Source organism: Marseilla massiliensis (genome assembly GCF_016899955.1).
GTDB lineage: Bacteria > Bacteroidota > Bacteroidia > Bacteroidales > Bacteroidaceae > Prevotella > Prevotella intestinigallinarum.
Map to the genome: position 1 here is coordinate 19425 of NZ_JACJJL010000011.1, position 18209 is coordinate 37633.

12 protein-coding genes and 1 pseudogene are annotated in these 18209 nt (G+C 55.3%); 9 read left to right on the forward strand and 4 right to left on the reverse strand.

What is annotated here, in order from left to right; translation table 11 throughout:
* Positions 1-739 precede the first annotated feature (739 nt).
* Positions 740-4258, forward strand: coding sequence for a transcription-repair coupling factor (mfd, locus tag H6B30_RS07845; protein ID WP_205109330.1), 3519 nt, complete (start codon positions 740-742; stop codon positions 4256-4258).
* A gap of 499 nt (positions 4259-4757) precedes the next feature.
* Complete coding sequence (locus H6B30_RS07850) at positions 4758-5183, forward strand: Hsp20/alpha crystallin family protein (RefSeq protein WP_205109332.1); 426 nt, start codon at positions 4758-4760, stop codon at positions 5181-5183.
* 220 nt (positions 5184-5403) lie between these two features.
* On the opposite strand, the gene H6B30_RS07855 is transcribed toward H6B30_RS07850, so the two are convergent.
* Positions 5404-5913: a histidine phosphatase family protein gene (locus H6B30_RS07855; protein ID WP_205109334.1), complete on the reverse strand. Its 510-nt coding sequence runs from the start codon at positions 5911-5913 to the stop codon at positions 5404-5406.
* 89 nt (positions 5914-6002) lie between these two features.
* On the opposite strand from H6B30_RS07855, the gene H6B30_RS07860 reads away from it, so the two are divergent.
* The gene (locus H6B30_RS07860; RefSeq protein WP_205109336.1) at positions 6003-6608 is read left to right on the forward strand and encodes an HdeD family acid-resistance protein; all 606 of its coding nucleotides are present in this window, start codon (positions 6003-6005) and stop codon (positions 6606-6608) included.
* A 48-nt stretch (positions 6609-6656) separates the two neighbouring features.
* Here H6B30_RS07860 and udk read toward each other — a convergent pair whose 3' ends face one another.
* From udk to H6B30_RS07875, 3 genes and pseudogenes are all read right to left on the reverse strand, one after another.
* Positions 6657-7271: a uridine kinase gene (udk, locus tag H6B30_RS07865; RefSeq protein ID WP_205109337.1), complete on the reverse strand. Its 615-nt coding sequence runs from the start codon at positions 7269-7271 to the stop codon at positions 6657-6659.
* Between the two features lie 98 nt (positions 7272-7369).
* Positions 7370-7921: pseudogene (locus H6B30_RS07870) on the reverse strand (uracil-DNA glycosylase family protein); the annotation flags it as partial.
* 223 nt (positions 7922-8144) lie between these two features.
* Positions 8145-9194, reverse strand: a complete 1050-nt coding sequence (locus H6B30_RS07875; protein WP_205109339.1) for an endonuclease/exonuclease/phosphatase family protein — start codon at positions 9192-9194, stop codon at positions 8145-8147.
* A gap of 513 nt (positions 9195-9707) precedes the next feature.
* Here H6B30_RS07875 and H6B30_RS07880 point away from each other — a divergent pair.
* The 6 genes from H6B30_RS07880 (at position 9708) to H6B30_RS07905 (ending at position 18206) form a co-directional block, all read left to right on the forward strand.
* Positions 9708-12245 (forward strand): porin family protein, encoded by a 2538-nt coding sequence (locus tag H6B30_RS07880; RefSeq protein WP_205109341.1) that lies wholly within the window; start codon positions 9708-9710, stop codon positions 12243-12245.
* Between the two features lie 12 nt (positions 12246-12257).
* On the forward strand, positions 12258-13088 hold the full coding sequence (locus H6B30_RS07885) for a DUF5689 domain-containing protein (protein WP_205109343.1): 831 nt from the start codon (positions 12258-12260) through the stop codon (positions 13086-13088).
* 21 nt (positions 13089-13109) lie between these two features.
* The gene (locus tag H6B30_RS07890) at positions 13110-15113 is read left to right on the forward strand and encodes a DUF6359 domain-containing protein (protein WP_205109345.1); all 2004 of its coding nucleotides are present in this window, start codon (positions 13110-13112) and stop codon (positions 15111-15113) included.
* Between the two features lie 1114 nt (positions 15114-16227).
* On the forward strand, positions 16228-16482 hold the full coding sequence (locus H6B30_RS07895; RefSeq protein WP_205109347.1) for a type B 50S ribosomal protein L31: 255 nt from the start codon (positions 16228-16230) through the stop codon (positions 16480-16482).
* Between the two features lie 87 nt (positions 16483-16569).
* Positions 16570-17502, forward strand: coding sequence for a DNA/RNA non-specific endonuclease (locus tag H6B30_RS07900; protein ID WP_205109349.1), 933 nt, complete (start codon positions 16570-16572; stop codon positions 17500-17502).
* Between the two features lie 149 nt (positions 17503-17651).
* Positions 17652-18206: a glutathione peroxidase gene (locus H6B30_RS07905; RefSeq protein WP_205109350.1), complete on the forward strand. Its 555-nt coding sequence runs from the start codon at positions 17652-17654 to the stop codon at positions 18204-18206.
* Positions 18207-18209: the final 3 nt, after the last annotated feature.

Sequence of the window (18209 nt, forward strand, 5' to 3'; positions counted from 1 at the left end):
GTATTTACAGCAAAAAGACACACCAACCCGCATTATCAATGTCAACTTGAGCACAGGGCATCTGGCCTATATACGGCCTACACCCACTGCGCCAACTCAGCCTGCCACCACCCAACCGACTCGGCCGCCATCCACTGCCCAAGGCTTGCCATAAGCCACAACAATTTGGCGCTAAATAGGTGTTCAAAATTAATTGCCATCAAATTGTGCGCTATTTCGGAGATGCATGCCAAAGTCCGAAGATAGAGCGTAGCGGGCTACGCGACCGATGAGACTTTGGTATGCGGCCCGAAAGAGCACACAAGATGGTGGCAAAGATATAGAGGACACCTGCAAGGTCTATTGTCTTAACTCCTTAACTTCCTAACTTCTTAACTCCTAAAAAGGCTCCTTGAATTATCTGGTGAGCCGTGTTGTCATCCTGTGTGTTACGCAGTGCCGCAGGTGGCGGCGTACCGCCGTGCCCTGGGGTGCTTTCGGTGAGAGCCCTCTCGTGCCGTTGGGGCGGGGACGGTGGTTCACAACACCTCGCGTCGGGCGCATGGCGGCAGTTTCGGTCTCAGTCGGGTCTCGATGGCATCTGTTGTTTGGCCAATGCTTCGCGTGTGTCGTCGCGTGCCCCTTTGCATGTTGGTGTCGATGTGGTTGCGTTGCGAAACTTTTTCGGCGCAATCTCCTTTTGGTTGGCAATCGTTTTGTGTTTTCTTCGATTTGATGTAACTTTGCCGCCGTATTAGCAATGGATATCAAAGAAATAAATCAATTATACGCGGGGATGCCACAGGCTGGCGCCCTCGTGGCGGCTCTCGGCAAGGGCGGCGTGCGCTCGCTGGCCCTTGAGGGTCTGGTAGGCTCGGCGGCCCCAATGGTGTTTGCCTCGGTGGCCGGCAGGTTGCCGTCGGTGCTTCTGTTTGTGCTGGCCGATGCCGACGACGCCGGTTATTTCTACCACGACCTCGTTCAGTTGCTCGGCGACGGCAACGTGCTCTTTTTCCCATCGTCATACCGCAGGGCCGTGAAGTACGGGCAGCGCGATGCAGCCAGCGAGATACTGCGCACCGAAGTTCTGGCGCGCGTGGCCGGCGGCACTGGCGAAGGCCCCTCCGTTGGGGGTGGCTTTCTTTACATAGTGTCTTATCCCGACGCCGTGGCCGAGCTCGTGGTGTCGCGCAAGCGCCTCGACAGCCGGCGCGTAGAGCTTTCCGTGGGGCAGTCGGCCGATGTGGGCCAGCTGTCGAAGACCCTTGTCGGTTTTGGTTTCAAAGAAGTAGACTATGTTTACGAGCCGGGCCAGTTTGCCCGCCGCGGCAGCATCTTCGACGTTTATTCATACAGTTGCGAGTTTCCGTTCCGCATCGATTTCTTCGGCGACGACATCGACTCCATACGTACTTTCGAGGTGGAGACCCAGTTGTCGCGCGAGACGCGCGACCGCATAGAGATAGTGCCCGAGCTGGCAGGGCTCGTAGAGGGCCGTGTGCCGCTGCTGTCGTTTCTGCCCGAGGACGCCGTGTTGGTGGCTCGTGACTTTGCCTTTGTGCGCGATTCGGTGGCCCGCATCTACGACGAGGGCTTTTCGCGGCAGGCCGTGGCCGAGCGCATGGAGGGCCTCACCGAGATGGAGCAGAAGGCCGTGCGCGAGCAGATGCGCAAGGATGTGCAGCTGGTTAGCCCCTCGGTGTTTGCCGATTCGGCCTCGGGGTTCAGGCAGATAGAGCTTGGGCGGCGCCACGCCACGCTGCCCGAGGCCACCATAACGTTTGACACTACGCCCCAGCCGCTGTTCCACAAGAATTTCAACCTGCTGCACCGTTCGCTCGAAGACTATGTGCTCAAGGGCTACAGGCTGTTTATCCTTGCCGACAGCCAGAAGCAAAACGAGCGCCTGAAAGAGATTCTCGGCGCACGCAACGATGCCGGCGGAGGCACGGCTGCCGCTGTTGAGGCCGGCCATGAGGGCACAGCCCAAGGCGCCGGGGCGGCAACAGTGGCGCCGGGGCAGGCATGCGCGCCTGTGTCGGGCATCGGCTTCACGCCCGTCAACCGCACCCTGCATGAGGGGTTTGCCGACAACAGCCTTCGGATGTGCTTCTTCACCGACCACCAGATATTCGACCGCTTCCACAAATACAGCCTCCGTTCCGACAAGGCCCGTGGCGGCAAGGTGGCCCTGACGCTCAAGGAGATAAAGCAGTTTGAGGTGGGCGACTACGTGGTTCACGTCGACCACGGCATCGGCCGCTTCGGCGGGCTGGTGCGGATGCCGCAGGGCGACGGTTACCAAGAGATGATAAAGATACAGTATCAGCACGGCGACGCCATCTATGTCTCTATACATTCGCTCTACAAAGTGTCGAAGTACAAGGCGCAGGACAACGGTGAGCCGCCGCGGCTGAGCCATCTCGGCACCGGGCAGTGGGAGCACCTGAAGGAGCGGACGAAGAAGAAGATAAAGGACATTGCCCGCGACCTCATAAAGCTATACGCCAAGCGGCGCCACGAGAAGGGCTTTGCCTACAGCGCAGACACCTTCATGCAACACGAGCTCGAGGCCAGTTTCCTCTACGAGGACACCCCCGACCAGCTCAAGGCAACCAACGACGTCAAGGCCGACATGGAGCGGCAGCGCCCCATGGACCGCCTTGTGTGCGGCGACGTAGGCTTTGGCAAGACCGAGGTGGCCGTGCGGGCGGCGTTCAAGGCGGCATGCGACTCGAAGCAGGTGGCTGTGCTTGTGCCCACCACGGTGCTGGCCTACCAGCACTACCAGACGTTCAGCAAGAGGCTGAAAGACTTTCCCGTGAGGGTCGACTACCTAACCCGGGCGCGCAGCCCGAAGCAGACCAGGGCCGTGCTTGCCGACCTTGAGGCCGGTAAGATAGACATACTGATAGGCACCCACAAGCTGATAGGCAAGTCGGTGAAGTTCCACGACCTGGGGCTTCTCATCATCGACGAGGAGCAGAAGTTTGGCGTGGCCACGAAAGAGAAGTTGCGCCAGATGAAGGTCAACGTCGACACGCTCACCATGTCGGCCACCCCGATACCGCGCACGCTGCAGTTCTCGCTCGTTGGGGCGCGCGACATGAGCATCATACAGACCCCTCCGCCCAACCGTTACCCCATCCAGACGGAGATACACACCTTCGGGCCGGAGATAATCACCGACGCTATAAACTTTGAGATGAGCCGCAACGGGCAGGTGTATTTTGTAAACAACCGCATCAGCGAGCTGACACACATAGCCGAGATGATACGCAAATACATACCCGACGTGCGCATTGCCATTGGCCACGGGCAGATGAAGCCAGACGACCTGGAGCAAATCATCATGGACTTTGCCAACTATGACTACGACGTGCTGCTGTCGACAACCATCGTGGAAAACGGCATCGACATCCCCAACGCCAACACCATAATAATAAACGGTGCCCACAACTTCGGGCTTAGCGACCTCCACCAGATGCGCGGGCGCGTGGGCAGGGGCAACCGCAAGGCTTTCTGCTACCTGCTCGCCCCGCCGCTGGCCGACCTCAACCCCGAGTCGCGCCGCAGGCTCGAGGCCCTTGAAAACTTCTCCGACCTGGGGTCGGGCATCAACATTGCCATGCAAGACCTCGACATACGCGGGGCCGGCAACCTGCTCGGGGCAGAGCAGAGCGGGTTTATAGCCGACCTGGGTTACGAGACATACCAGAAGATACTCAACCAGGCCGTGACAGAGCTGAAAAACGACGAGTTTGCCGACCTCTACAGCGAGGAGGCGGCTGCGGGCGAGGCCGGTGGCGACGCCTTTGTCGACGACTGTGCGCTCGAAAGCGACATCGAAATGTACTTCCCCGACCGCTACGTGCCCAGCGACAGCGAGCGAATGCTGCTCTATCGCGAACTCGACAGCCTGAAGGGCGACGACGAACTGGAGCGTTTCCGCGCCCGCATGGTCGACCGTTTCGGGCCGGTGCCGCAAGTGGGCGAAGAGCTCATGCGTGTCGTTCCGCTGCGCAGGCTCGGCAAGAGCCTGGGTTGCGAGAAGGTGATGCTCAAGCAGGGGCGCATGACTCTCTTCTTTGTGAGCAACCCGCAGAGTGCCTACTACAGGAGCAAGACGTTCGACAGGGTGCTTGAATACATTGCCACCAACCCTCGGCGTTGCAACTTGCGCGAGCAGAACGGCAAGCGTTCGATGGTCGTCACCGGCGTGAATACGGTGGAAGAGGGAGTGGGCGTGCTCAAGGCAATGGCCGGCCCGGAGGCCTGACCCGGCCCCTGACGTGCCGGCCGTAGGCTCACCTGGCGTGGCCCCCGATGGTTTGTCGCTGGCCATGCACCCGGTATTGTTTTACCGCCAAATCAGTGGCTTTCGGCCAAAAGGCCAATCCGTGATAGCGCGAAAGTCGCATCCCGGGCGGCATGAAGGCCTATTGGGGGTTGACAAAGGCTCGCAGGCAATTGCCTGCGGGCCTTTTTGCATGTCCGACGGCCTGACCGCGGGGGCTGCCAGGCCGTTTTTCTTTACGTCTTGGTCACCGAAAAGAGGGCCGTGAAGGGATTGACGCCACTGCGGAGAGGCATCGGGGCGGCAGCAGGGAGGGTTGCTTCAACATGCCGCCGCTGTCATTTTGTCTTTCTGTTGCGTCAAAACGTCACACTTTTCGGCGCTGGTATGCTTGTTGCACTATCATGAGTGAAAGCCGAAGCGAAAGCCGAGGCAACAGTCAACAAGAACATTAACAACATAAATGATAGGAGATTAGATTATGACACCAGTTAGAAGAAGCTCAGAATGGATACCGGCAGTGTTCAACGATTTCTTTGATACAGACTTCATGCCGAAGGCAAATGCCACCGCCCCGGCCATCAACGTGAAAGAAAGCGACAGGGGCTATGTGGTAGAGCTCGCCGCTCCGGGTTTGAAGAAAGAAGACTTTGCCGTTCACATCAACGATGAAGGCAACCTCACGATAAAGATGGAGAGCAAGGACGAGAAGAAAGAGGAGGACAAGAACACCCGTTACCTGCGCCACGAGTTTTCATACTCGAAGTATGAGCAGACGCTGATATTGCCCGACGACGTAGACAAGGACAAGATTTCTGCAAAGGTTGAGCACGGTGTTCTCACCGTAGACCTGCCCAAGATAGAGGCCAGCAAGGCCAAGGTGGCCCGGCAGATAACCATCGGTTGATGGTGACGGCGGCTTGCCTGTACACTTACGGGGCATTGCAGCATGTTGATAGAAAATTGATGTATTGCCATGGGGGCCTGCAGCACATGCGGCGGGCTCCCATGTTTTTTGTGCGCAGGCGTCGGCAAGGGCTTGCCGTTGCATGCCCGCCGTGTGTTCAGGCTGCGGCTGTGGCTGGCTTTGCCACATGGGCCGTGTGCCGGCGGCTTGGGCGGTGGGTTCAGACAATGTGCAGCAGGCGTGTCTCGGCGTTCTCCATGCGTGGTATCTCGTGCATGCCTTTGCCGTAGTGAACGGCCTGTATGGCCTTGTTTATAATGCCGTGGCCCACGGCCAGCACCGTCTTTCCGGCATAGTCGCGTCGCAGCATGCCGATGAATTCGGCGGCCCGCTGCTTAAGTTGTTCAATCGTCTCGATGTCGTCGGGCCACACCTCGTCTTTCAGTTCGGGTATGTGGCGGCCGGTGAAGCTGCCCCAGTCGCGTTCGCGCAGCAGCTTTGTGGTTGCTACGGGCAGACGGTGGGGCTCGGCAATGATGGTGGCCGTGTCGACGGCGCGCTTCAGGTCGCTGGATATTACAGCGTCGATTGTTGCCGATGCCATCTCGTCGCGCAAGGCCTCGGCCTGGCGTATGCCGTTGTCGGTCAGCCGGCCTTGTGTCTGTCCTTGCATTATCTGGTTTACGTTGTCAACGGTCTCGCCGTGTCTCGCTAAATACAGAGTGGTCATTTGTGGTGTTGCAAAGTATAAATGTTGCGAAAAAATTGTTCCTTACAGTTTTTATCCGTATATTTGCAATACGTTAAATCCATAGAATCATGAAAATATTAAGAAGTTCATTGTTGCGTGCCGTGTGCGCCATCATCGTCGGGGTGCTGCTCATCCAGTATCCGGGCGGCACCGTGACATGGATAACGGTGGCCATAGGCGTGCTCTTCCTGCTGTCGGGCGTGATTTCGTGTGCCACCTATCTCAATGCCGCGCGCAATGCCTCAACGTATAAGATTACCGATGCCGAGGGGCGCGTTATCAGTGGGGGCAAGCCCCCGTTGCCCATTGTCGGCGTTGGCAGCGTGGTATTTGGCGCGTTGCTGGCCATAAAGCCCGACATGTTTGTGGCCGGGTTGATGTATGTGCTGGGCGCCATACTCATACTCGGGGCGCTCAACCAGTTTATGGCCCTGCTCGCCGCACGCCGCTTTGGGCGCGTGGCTTTTGTTTATTGGGTGTGCCCCTCGTTGGTGCTCCTTGTGGGGCTCTACGTCATAATCAAGCCAATGGAGAGCGCTGCGCTGCCGTTGGTCATACTGGGGTGGTGCAGCCTGCTCTACGGGTTGACGGAGATAATAAACTCGTGGAAGATTTATTCGTGGAAGAAACAGGTGGAGAAGTCGGCCAACAACGACCTCATCGACCCGTCATGACACGCCGCCCGCCACGGCATGGCGCTTTTTTAGCCATGCCGTGGCGGCTCACTCGTTGACGGCTATCCCTTCGATGTACTTTCTCAGTATGCGTATGCCGATGTTGTTTTCGCCGCCTTGCGGTATGATGAGGTCGGCGTACTTCTTCGTGGGCTCGATGAACTGCTCGTGCATGGGCTTTTTCATGCGCAGGTAGCGGTCGATGACCATCTCCACGGTGCGCCCGCGCTCAATCACGTCGCGCTGAAGGTTGCGTATGAACCGCTCGTCGGAGTCGGTGTCTACGAATATCTTCAGGTCCATCATGTCGCGTAGCTTCTTGTTGAGCAGCACCATTATGCCCTCGACAATCACCACCGGGCGGGGCTCTACGTGCTCTGTCTGTGGCAGGCGGCTGAACTCCGAGTATGAGTAGACAGGCATTTCTATGGGGCGCCCGGCGCGGAGTGCCTGCACGTGCTCGATGAGCAGCTTCCAGTCGAAGGCATCCGGGTGGTCTACGTTGATTGACTTGCGTTCTTCAGGCGTGGCCTGCGACTCGTCGTTGTAATACGAGTCGAGGGGAACCACCGACACGAAGTGGGGCGGCAGCGACTCTACTATCTTCTTTACTACGGTGGTCTTGCCCGAACCGGTGCCACCGGCAACTCCTATTATTGTCATCTTTGAATATTGTTATGCTGGCCCCGGGGTGGCTGCGCGGCATCTGCCTTGCAGCCGGATTGCGCCCGGGTGGTGCCGTTTGTTATAAATTTGAGGTAATCGAACACTATTTTGTATTGCTTGGCTTTGTCTTCGGGGCTCATGGGATAGGCCCTCGATGAACTGGGCATGCGGTATAGCCGTATGCTCCGGCCGTTGAAGTCGAACTCCTTGTAATCGCCGACCTTGGGCTGCCCGATGCCGAAGTGGCGGCAGAATACATCGGTGGCCAGCTGCCCTGCCGTGATTACGGCCTTGCAGCACGGCAGCCGGTTGAGCATGTCGTCGAGGTCGGTGGGCTGCAGTATTTGCAGGTCTTTGTCGGAAGCCGTGTTTTTCGTCCTGTTCACTTTCACAGCCGTGTCGTACATGGCTATGCCTTTTTCAATGAGGAACGGCTTTATCAGCCCGAGATTGAAGCGCTTCTCTTCTTCCAGCAGGAAGTGGGTCTTGTCGCCGAAGAAGCATATCCCGAAGATGCGCCACATGTCGTTCTGGTAGTTTGGGTAGTAGAATGGCATGCACCAGCGCTTGGGGGCGGGTGGGAACGTGCCGAGCATGAGCAACCGGGCGTGCTCCGGCAGGAAGGGTTCGAATGGATGTTCTTCCATGATGCTGCTGTAGTTGTGTTATGTTTGCGTTGGCCGCTGTGTGATGGCCCGCCGCAATGGGGCGGAAGGGCCTGCCGCAGGGCATATTCCTAAATTGTCGCTGTGCGGCCAGGTGAGATGCAGTGAAGCAGCGGCCACGTGGGCCCCGGGCCTTACGGCCGTTATCCTGCAATCCTTGGTCGTACAGCGACAATTGCCTGCCGCTACATGTTTGCGGTCGGCTTTATTTCTGTTGCTTCACGAGATATACCACTGTGGGAAGGTGGTCGCTGTATCCGTTGAGCCAAACCCCGCCGGCGTGAGTGCGCTTGGGGTTGCCTTTGTAGCGGCCTTCCTGTTGGAACATGTAGTCGCGGCGGAATATCTGGTGCTTGAAGTACTTCAGTGTGGAATAGTCTTTCTTGCCGTTACGGTTGATGAGCGATGGCGAGAGGATGATTTGGTCGAACAGGTTCCAGCTGCCGTTGTAGAACAACGTGCCTTTGCCGGCCTTCAGTGTGTTCCACCACGGGTTGTACATGTCGTCGTCGCCCACTTCAGATATCTCGCGCTTGGCTCCCAGTTCTACGGCCATCGAGCGGTTCATCGGGTCGTCGTTCATGTCGCCCATCACAATGACTTTGACGTCGGGGTCTTCTTTTATGAGCGAGTCTTTCACGGCCTTTATCTGCTTGGCACCCTGTTCGCGGTAGAACGAGCCGTTGAAGCGGCTGGGCAGGTGGTTTACTATGATGGCCACGTGCTCGCCGCCGAGCGTGCCGCTGACTGTAAGGAAGCCGCGTGTCTTGTAAGAGCTGTCCTTGGCCAGGGCCTGTACGTATGGCACGAGCTTGACGTTGCGCACGGTGAACATCTTAGGGTTGTAGAGCAGGGCGCAGTCAACGCCTCGTTTGTCTTCGCCTTCTATGTGGCAGAACTTATAGCCGCGTGCGGCGAGGGCAGGCTGGGCAACGAGGTCGGTCAGCGCCTTTGCATTCTCCACCTCGCTCACTCCGATGGCGGCGCATCCAACCTTGGGCAGCATGTCGGTGCCCATCTCAGACAACACGCGTGACATGTTGCGCAGCTTGTTTGAGTATTTCCGTCCGTTCCACTTCATGGAGCCTTCAGGCAGGTACTCATAATCGTTCTTACCTTCGTCATGGCAGGTGTCGAACAGGTTTTCAAGGTTATAGAAACCGATGGCGTAGACAGAGAACTTCTTCTCGCCTTGCGCCAGCCCGCGACTGCCTATGAACAGTAGTAGGGCAAAGAGAAACACGTATTTCTTCATGTCTAAACTGATTTTTCTGCAAATATCGCAATTTTTGTCGACATTACCATGCTGTTAACGTTTTATTCTTGCAACTTTAATGAAAAATTAAACGCGCCGCGGGCTGCTGTCGACGGCAAATTGCCGGGCTCTCATTTTTGTAAGAAAAAGTTGCAGCAAGGGGCATCTCCCTTAACTGTTTGGGCCCCAGTGTATTAAGGTGCATGCCGCTTTAGCGTGCCCTACGACCTTTGCCGGTTTCCTGTCTGGGGCGTTATGTGCGGCCGTATGTCCCCGGCAGCATTGCATAACAAAGGGGCTTACAATCGTGCGAGCTGCATTGTGAACAATTATCTGGCATGTCCGTCATTGCGCGCACGAACATATATCTCTATGCCTTGCGCCGTGCCAATGGATGCATTTGGCCCGGCATCGTCGATATTAATAAAAAATTATCGTCTTTTTCTTCTTTTATTAGAATTTATTTTGTTACTTTGCAATTTGGAATCATTTATAACTAAACATTCACAACCTATGCAGAAAAAGCTGAAATTAGCGGTGGCCGCCCTGTGTTGCGCCACGTCGGCAGCAGCCCAAGTGACAGGACAGACTGGGCATACTACCGACATGGAGAGCGAGCAGGCGTTCACTTTCACTGAAGCTCAGCTGGGAGAAGACGCCGACATGACCGACAATGTCATCATCGTCAACTCTAACAGCAACATCTATGCTTCGGAGGTGGGTTATCTGTTCAGCCCGGCGCGGTTCAGGTACCGTGCCCTTGACCAGAAGTACAACGAGATTTTCATCAACGGAGCGCCGATGAACGATGCCGAGTCGGGCCAGTTCAGATATTCGCAGATAGGCGGATTGAACAACCAGTCGCGCGACGTGGAGTACTCGCTGCCCTTCGAGAGCAACAAATTCGCCATGCCTGCACTGGCCGGTTCAAACAATTACAACTTCCGCCCCAGCCACTATGCAGCCGGCCACCGCTTTGCCCTGAGCGGCGCCAACCGCAACTATGTGGTGCGCGGAATGTATACCTACAACTCAGGCTTGTCAGAGAAGGGATGGGCCTTCACCGGGAATGTGACCTACCGCTGGGCAAACAGGGGGTATGTTGAGGGCACATTCTACAACTCCCTGTCGTATTTCCTTGGCGTGGAGAAGGTGTTCAACGACAAGCACAGCCTTGCCTTGGTAACATGGGGCAACCCAACAGAGCGCTCGTCGCAGGGCCCCGCCACCGACGAGAGCTACTGGATAGCCAACAGCAACTATTACAACCCGTACTGGGGATATCAGGATGGCAAGGTGCGCAACTCGCGAGTGGTCAACGACTTCGCGCCAACGGCATTGCTGACATGGGACTGGAACATTAATGAGTCGATGAAACTGACCACTGCCCTCAGCGGTAAGTACGGCATGTACAAGAGCACCAAGCTTAACTACAACAACAGTGAGAACCCCCAGCCCGACTATTGGAAGAACCTGCCGAGCAGCTATTACAACGTTTGGGAGGCAGGCGACGAGGCCAATACCGACGAGGCGCTGGCCAACTGGAACAAGGCATACAACTTCCTTACGGCTTCAAAGGCCAACAGGCAGATAAACTGGAACAGGCTGTATGCGGCCAACAGGGGCGCATCGGCACAGGGCGCCGACGCCATGTACTACATCCAGGCAAAGAACAACGACCAGCTGGCCTTCTCACTCGCTTCGTCGCTGAAGACTGACCTGACCAAAAACACATCACTCGACATGGGCTTTGTGCTCTCTACCACGAAGGGAATGCACTACCAGACCATGGAGGATATGCTTGGGGCAAGCATTTACCATAACATAAACACCTACGCCCTTGGCACGTATGCTGCCGATGCGGAGCAGGTGCAGTACGACCTCAACAACCCCAACGCCGTTGTGCGCGAGGGCGACCGCTTTGGCTACGACTACAACATCAACGTCAACAAGGCCAACGTTTGGGCTACATACACATTCAAGAACGACGTGCTGACGGGATTCATCAGCGGTCGGGTAGGTGGCACGGCCATGCAGCGCGACGGCAAGATGCGCAACGGTATGGCCAAGGACAACTCGTTTGGCAAGAGTGGCACGGCCCGCTTCCTTGACGGTGGAGGCAAGGTGGGCGTGGCAGCCGACCTCGGCGGGGGTAGCATGCTTACGCTCGGCTTCGGATACGAGGCCAAGTCGCCTACGGCATCAGAGTCTTTCCAGGCTCCCGAAATAAACAACAACTTTGTTAAGAACCTTAAGAACGAGAAGGTGATGAGCAGCGAGATAGGCTACCAGCTCGACTGTTCGTGGCTCCATGCAAACATCAACGCATACTATTACAACATGACCGACGTGACAGAGTGGCAGCAGTTCTACTTCGACAACATAAATGCCTTCTCATACGTTTCGCTCACCGACATACGCAAAGAGGCATACGGAGTAGAGTGGGGCCTCGACTTCAAGATTACGTCTGCGTTCAGCATCAAGTCGTTTGGTACGATAAGCGAGGCGAAGAACCTCAATAACTCGGCCGTGCGCTACATGAACTCCAACCTCGGGGTGATGTACGACGACATCTGCATGAACAAAGGCATGCGCGAATACGGCACGCCGCTGTCTGTATACAACGTCGGGCTGAGCTACCACGCCGGCGGATGGTTCATCGACCTCAACGGTAACTACTACGACCGCATCTACCTCAGCTACGCACCAAACCTGAGATACCAGAGCACGCTCGAGGCCAACGGCTACTTTGATGGCACCGACTATACCGTGCCGGAGCAGCTTGAGGGCAAGGGCGGGTTCATGCTCGACGCGTCTATAGGCAAGAGCATATACCTCAAGCACGGGCAGCTGTCGGTAAACCTCATGCTTACCAACATCCTCAACAACACCAAGATAACCACAGGCGGATTCGAGCAGAGCCGCAGCGACGTGTCTTACAAGGACGACGGAAGCGTGAACAAGGAGCGCACTTATAAGTTCTCACGCAATCCTAAGCTCTATTACGCTTATGGAATCAACGGAATGCTGAACATCACTTATCGATTCTAAACACAAAGAACAATGGAAAAAGCAAAATATCTCTTACTGGCCATCGTGTGCCTGGCGTTCGCCGGATGCATGGACGGCGATTGGGATGAACCCTCGACGACGCCTTCGCCATGGGGAAACAACAGCATTGAGGAGACCAACGTCATCACCATTGCACAGTTGAAAGACAAATACTCGAGCGTGTTTAACGCCAGTGTAGACCAGGCTGTCAAGGTGGATGAGGATTTGCAGATCAAGGCTTGGGTGACAGGCAACGATGTCACAGGCAACATCTATCAGCAGATTTCGGTTCAAGACGAGACCGGGGCCATACTCATAGGCATCTCGCAGGGTGGCCTGAACGGCTATCTGCCCATCGGCCAGCAAATACTTGTCAACCTCAAAGACCTGTATGTGGGCGGCTACCGCAAGCAGTGCCAGATTGGGGCGCCATATAACAGCGGCATAGGACGCATGGACAAGTTCACCTGGCAGGAGCACTTCAAGATCATTGGAGACATCGACACAGCCAAGGTCAACTCATTGATAACAGACTTCTCGGCTGACATGGACATGTTTGAGAACTGCACCAAGCTGATGACCTTCCGTGGCGTCACCCTGTCGGAAGCCGACGGAAGGGCCGCTTTCGCCCCTAAGGACGGCAGCGTGGCCCTCACCGCCAACTGCGCCAACCGCAACATAGACGAAGCAAGCAACGTGGTGGTGCGCACAAGCACTTACGCTGACTTTGCCGCCATGCCCATGCCGACAGGCAAGGTAAACATTACCGGCATATTCACACGGTTTAACAACACTTGGCAGATATTGCTAAGATCAGACAAAGACATTCAACCAGCAGAATAATATTACAACAACCAGACGATTATGAAAAAGATATTCAGAACTATAATGGCCGTGGCCATTGCCGCGCTCACGTTTACTGCTTGTGAGGACGTGCCTGCGCCTTACGAGAATCCTAACGGCCAGGGGACGAAAGACCCCGTGGAGGGCGAATACATCAACGAGACTTTCGCCAGCAACTTCGGCGAGTTCACTGTGCATACCGTCACCGGCACGCCGTGGGTGATAGACTTCGGCACTGCCAAGGCAAGCGGTTATGACAACTCCTCGCAGGTGACAACCCCGTCGGAGAGCTACCTCGTGTCGCCAATGATCAACCTTAGCAACTCCAAGGGTGCCCACATCGAGTTTGAATACATACTCCGCTACATCACAAACTATGGCACGGCCGACCCGTCGAAGATTGTTAGCGTGCTCATTACCGACGCTTATACGGGCGACCCCACCACAACCAATTGGGAGAACATAACCGGTACGCTGACCGAGGGCCGCGACTGGTCCACATTCTCTGACTACAGCTGCAACATAGGCGAGAGCTACATAGGCAAGCCCGACGTGCGCGTTGCGCTGTATTACAAGTGTGGCGACGACTCACCAACATGGGAGGTGAAAAACCTCAAGGTGCTCGAGGGTACTGCCGGCGAGAATCCTGACACGCCGCAACAAGGCGAAGGCGACGGCACCGAGGCATCGCCTTACAACGTGACGGCTGCAATAGCCAAGGGAGCTGCTTCGGGCGTGTTTGTAAAGGGATACATCGTGGGCTATGTGTCGGGCGTAAGCTATGACCAGGGCGCTGTGTTCTCAGCCGACACCTGCACTGTGATGACCAACCTGCTCATCGCTGCCAGCGCAACAGAGACGGCCGCTGCCAAGTGCATGCCGGTACAGTTGCCTGCCGGCGAGGTGCGCGAGGCTCTCAACCTTGTGCAGAACAAGGCCAACCTGGGCCAGGAAGTGACACTCTACGGCAACATAGAAAACTACTTCCGCGTGCCCGGTGTGAAGACCGTGACTTACGCCAAGATTGGCGACAAGGAGGTTGGCACAAAGCCGTCGCAGGGCGGTGAGGGCGAATACCTCAACGAATCGTTCAGCAGCAGCTTTGGAAAATTTAATGTAAGCACGGTGAAGGGGACGCCGTGGATAATCGATTTCGGCACTGCCAAGGCCAGTGGCTACGACAACGCCTCGAAGGTGACAACCCCGTCGGAGAGCTACCTCGTGTCGCCTGCCATCGACTTGACGTCGGCAAAGGCCGTCAGCGTTGAATTTGACTACATACTCCGCTATGTGACCAACAACGGGGAGCCTGTCGGAGGAGTGAACAACAAGGTGCTCATCACCGACAACTATACCGGCAACCCTGCCACAACCGAGTGGACCGACATCACCGGCACGCTCACCGAAGGCCGCGACTGGACTACGTTCTCTAAGTATTCGGCAGCAGTGCCGGCCAAGTTCATCGGCAAGAGCGGCGTTGTCATTGCCCTGTATTATTCTTGTGACTCAAGCTCGGGCACATGGGAGGTAAAGAACCTCGTTGTTGCCGAAGGCGAGCCCGGCGGTGGCGATAACCCCGGCGGCGGCGAGGTGAGCGGCGACACGTTTGTGGCCGACCTCAGCACCTTTGGTTATGAGAATGGCGTAGACGTTGAAAACGTCAACCTCAGCGACGGCACAGTGCTTACGTTTGCACAGGAAGGCGGCAACAACCATCCGAAGTATTATAACGGCACAAAGGGTGTGCGCATGTATGCGCTCAATTCGCTCACTGTGAAGGCTTCGGGCAAGACCATCGTTGGCATCAAGCTGCAGTGCGACTCGTATAACGGCACCGACTATGTGGGCAATCCGCAGCTTTATGCTGAGGCCGGCTCAACCAAGGTGAAGCCGAATGTGAGTGGCACCACTGTGACGTTCAGCGGCTTGAGCGGCAACTCGGTGAAGATTGTCAATGACTGGACAGGAAACACCGGCGGCACGCAGCTTCGCGTCAAGGTGGTAGAGATAACTTACGCCGAATAACCAATAATATTTTCATTTAATTTTTTTCATAGCATATTTGTTTTCCCCATCCCCGTTAGTTCGGGGGTGGGGTTTTCTTTTGATGCGCTTGCCGATGCCGCCATGCCGACGGCGCAGCCAACCTACGGAAACGTTGGTGGTAGGGCGAAATGCAATGATGGGTGGCGGGCTTGCTTAGGGACGGCCGTTTTGTTGTGTCGTTTTTAGATGTTGAATTGTTGCCTGTGCATGTCTTTTTTCAACAAGGCAAACCGCCACAGGCATCATGTGTGGTTTTTGCATTGTTCCAGTGCGCGTTATTTTCCGACAAGACAATAAGCTGCCGAGATGCCGTCGAAAACATACTTCTGGCTCGTTTGGATTGGCGGGCAAGCCCGACTTGAGCGCTCGCCCGTCGAATAGGCGAGAGCTGTTGGTTGCTTGGCCATGTAGGGCATGAGCACTTAGCTAAATGGTAGTGGCGTTCAATAAAACTTATTCCCGGTTTACCCGACAGCGTCCTGCCTGCGCAGGCGGAGCAGTGAGTGCGGTGGCGGCGGTGCCATTGCCGTTGTGCGGGCCATGGTGCGCCAAGTGTCTGCAAGTGGTGCAGGTTGTGGCGGGCATTGTGCCGGCATAAGAAAATGAGGCACAGTGGCGGCGGTGGGCCTGTGTGAGCCTTTAGGCGTACACTCCTGGCTACAGAGCGCGAAAGCACGGGGAAAAAGAAATAATGAATGCGCACAATATGATTGTGGTTGCAAATATGCAACTAAATTCAGCATCAACATTCTCGCTCTTCCTTGTATGCCATATAGGGCCGTCAAACAGGCCGTATGGCGCTTCGGTATGGCCTGTTTCAGAATCCAAAACGGCCCGTTTCGTGGGCCCGAACGATGGCTGTTGCAAGTGGCTGGATGCCAGGCGGTTGGCCACAACGTGAGTTGCCGCTGCATTTAAGCATGAAAATGTTAACGGCAGCGCGAGCCTGCCAGACGCCGTAAGGCCAAATTTCAGATAACCGGCATGCAAAAACTAAAAAATGGCGCCTGAAATTTTGGTATGCCGAAATTTATTTGTAACTTTGCAGCCCAAAGCGAATATATTCAATAACAAACAATAATTTAAAGTTAAAATGAAAAAAGGTATTCACCCAGAAAACTATCGCCCCGTCGTATTCAAGGATATGTCCAACGGCGATATGTTCCTTTCACGTTCTACGTGCAAGACAAACGACACTGTGGAATTTGAAGGCGAGACTTACCCGGTCGTAAAATTGGAAATCTCGAGCACCTCGCACCCGTTCTATACCGGCAAGAGCAAGCTCGTTGACACAGCGGGTCGTGTTGATAAGTTCATGAGCCGTTACGGTAAGGCTGCTAAGAAATAAGATACATCCTACCTTAATATATAAAAGGCGCGCCCGTGTAGTTGCAGATTCCCGGGAGCGCCTTTTTTACGTGCAATTGTTCCATTGATGATTAAAACATATTATTTCGCGTCATTGGCTCTTGCCTTGGCGGTGTCTGCAGCCTCGTGCAGCTCAGACTATGCCAACGGTGGTTCGGATGAAACGTCAGGCAATGCCAATGCAAATAGCACAATATTGACTGGCGAAGCCGGAAGGCTTGAGTTTCCAAAAGTACGCAACGACGGGCACAGCATGGTTGTTGTGCATTATACCGACGGTTACGGGCTCAACTATTCTGTAGAATGGGATTGTGAGAAACGGGCGCAACGCTGGACATGCTATGCCATGTACAATGCCAACAGCGTGACAAACTGGAACCGAAACAACTGGAAGAATGCCACATGGCAGGGAAAACAGTGGCATTCCGACCCGTTCCAGGAAGACCCCGACCTGCCGGAATACTGCCGTACCACGCTATCCGACTACCGTGGGTCGGGATTCAACCGCGGCCACATCTGCCCTTCGGCCGACCGCCTGTGCTCCATGGATGCCAACGGGCAGACGTTCTACCTGTCGAACATGCAGCCACAGTACTACAACTTCAACGCAGGGCTTTGGGAAAAGATGGAGGAGCAGGTGCGCTCGTGGAACCGAAGCTCATTCAGAGACACGCTATATGTTTGCAATGGCGGCACCATCGAAGACTATGGGGCCACCAAGGGAGTTATGGGGCATACCTCGTCGGGCCTCATCGTGCCTCGCTATTTCTTCATGGCCCTGCTTTGCAAGAAAGGCGACACGTACAAGGCCATCGGCTTGTGGGCCGAGCACATCAACGCTGACCATTCTTCCGACAAGCTGAGCGACTATGCCGTGTCTATAGACGAACTGGAGCAGCTCACCGGGATTGATTTCTTCTGCAACCTGCCCGACGACACCGAGAGGCGTGTCGAGTCAATATCAAGTGACAATGCAATCAGGGCCTGGGGGCTGAGGTGAGTGCTTCATTCAGGGCTCGCAGTGGGGCAGACGCAAAGGGTTGATATTAATAAAATGCTTAATTTGTCTGCCCAAAGTTTGGTTTTGAGCGGGAAAATCAGTATTTTTGCGTCACCTAACAACAAGACACAAACTATTGTAATAAAGAAATGAAGACTGTTTATGATTTCTCTGTCAAAGACAGAAAAGGAAAAGACGTATCGTTGAAAGAGTATTCCAACGAAGTGCTCCTCATTGTAAATACCGCCACCAAGTGCGGATTTACACCGCAGTATGAGGAACTGGAAAAACTCTACGAGAAATACCATGGCCAGGGATTTGAGATATTGGATTTCCCGTGTAATCAGTTTGGCCAGCAGGCTCCCGGAACAGACGAGGCCATCCACAGTTTCTGTAAGCTGACCTATGGCACGGAGTTCCCACGGTTCAAGAAGGTGAAGGTAAACGGTGACGACGCAGACCCGTTGTTCAAGTTCCTCAAGGAGCAGAAGGGCTTTGCCGGCTGGGACATGAGCCATCCGCTGGCCACGGTGCTCGACGACATGCTGTCGAAGGAAGACCCTGACTACAAGGAGAAGGCCGACATAAAATGGAACTTCACAAAGTTCCTGACAAACAAGCTGGGCATGGTGGTAGAGCGTTTCGAGCCCACCGAGAGCATCGACAACATTGCCGCCAAGATAGAGGAGTTGCTGAAAAAATAACCG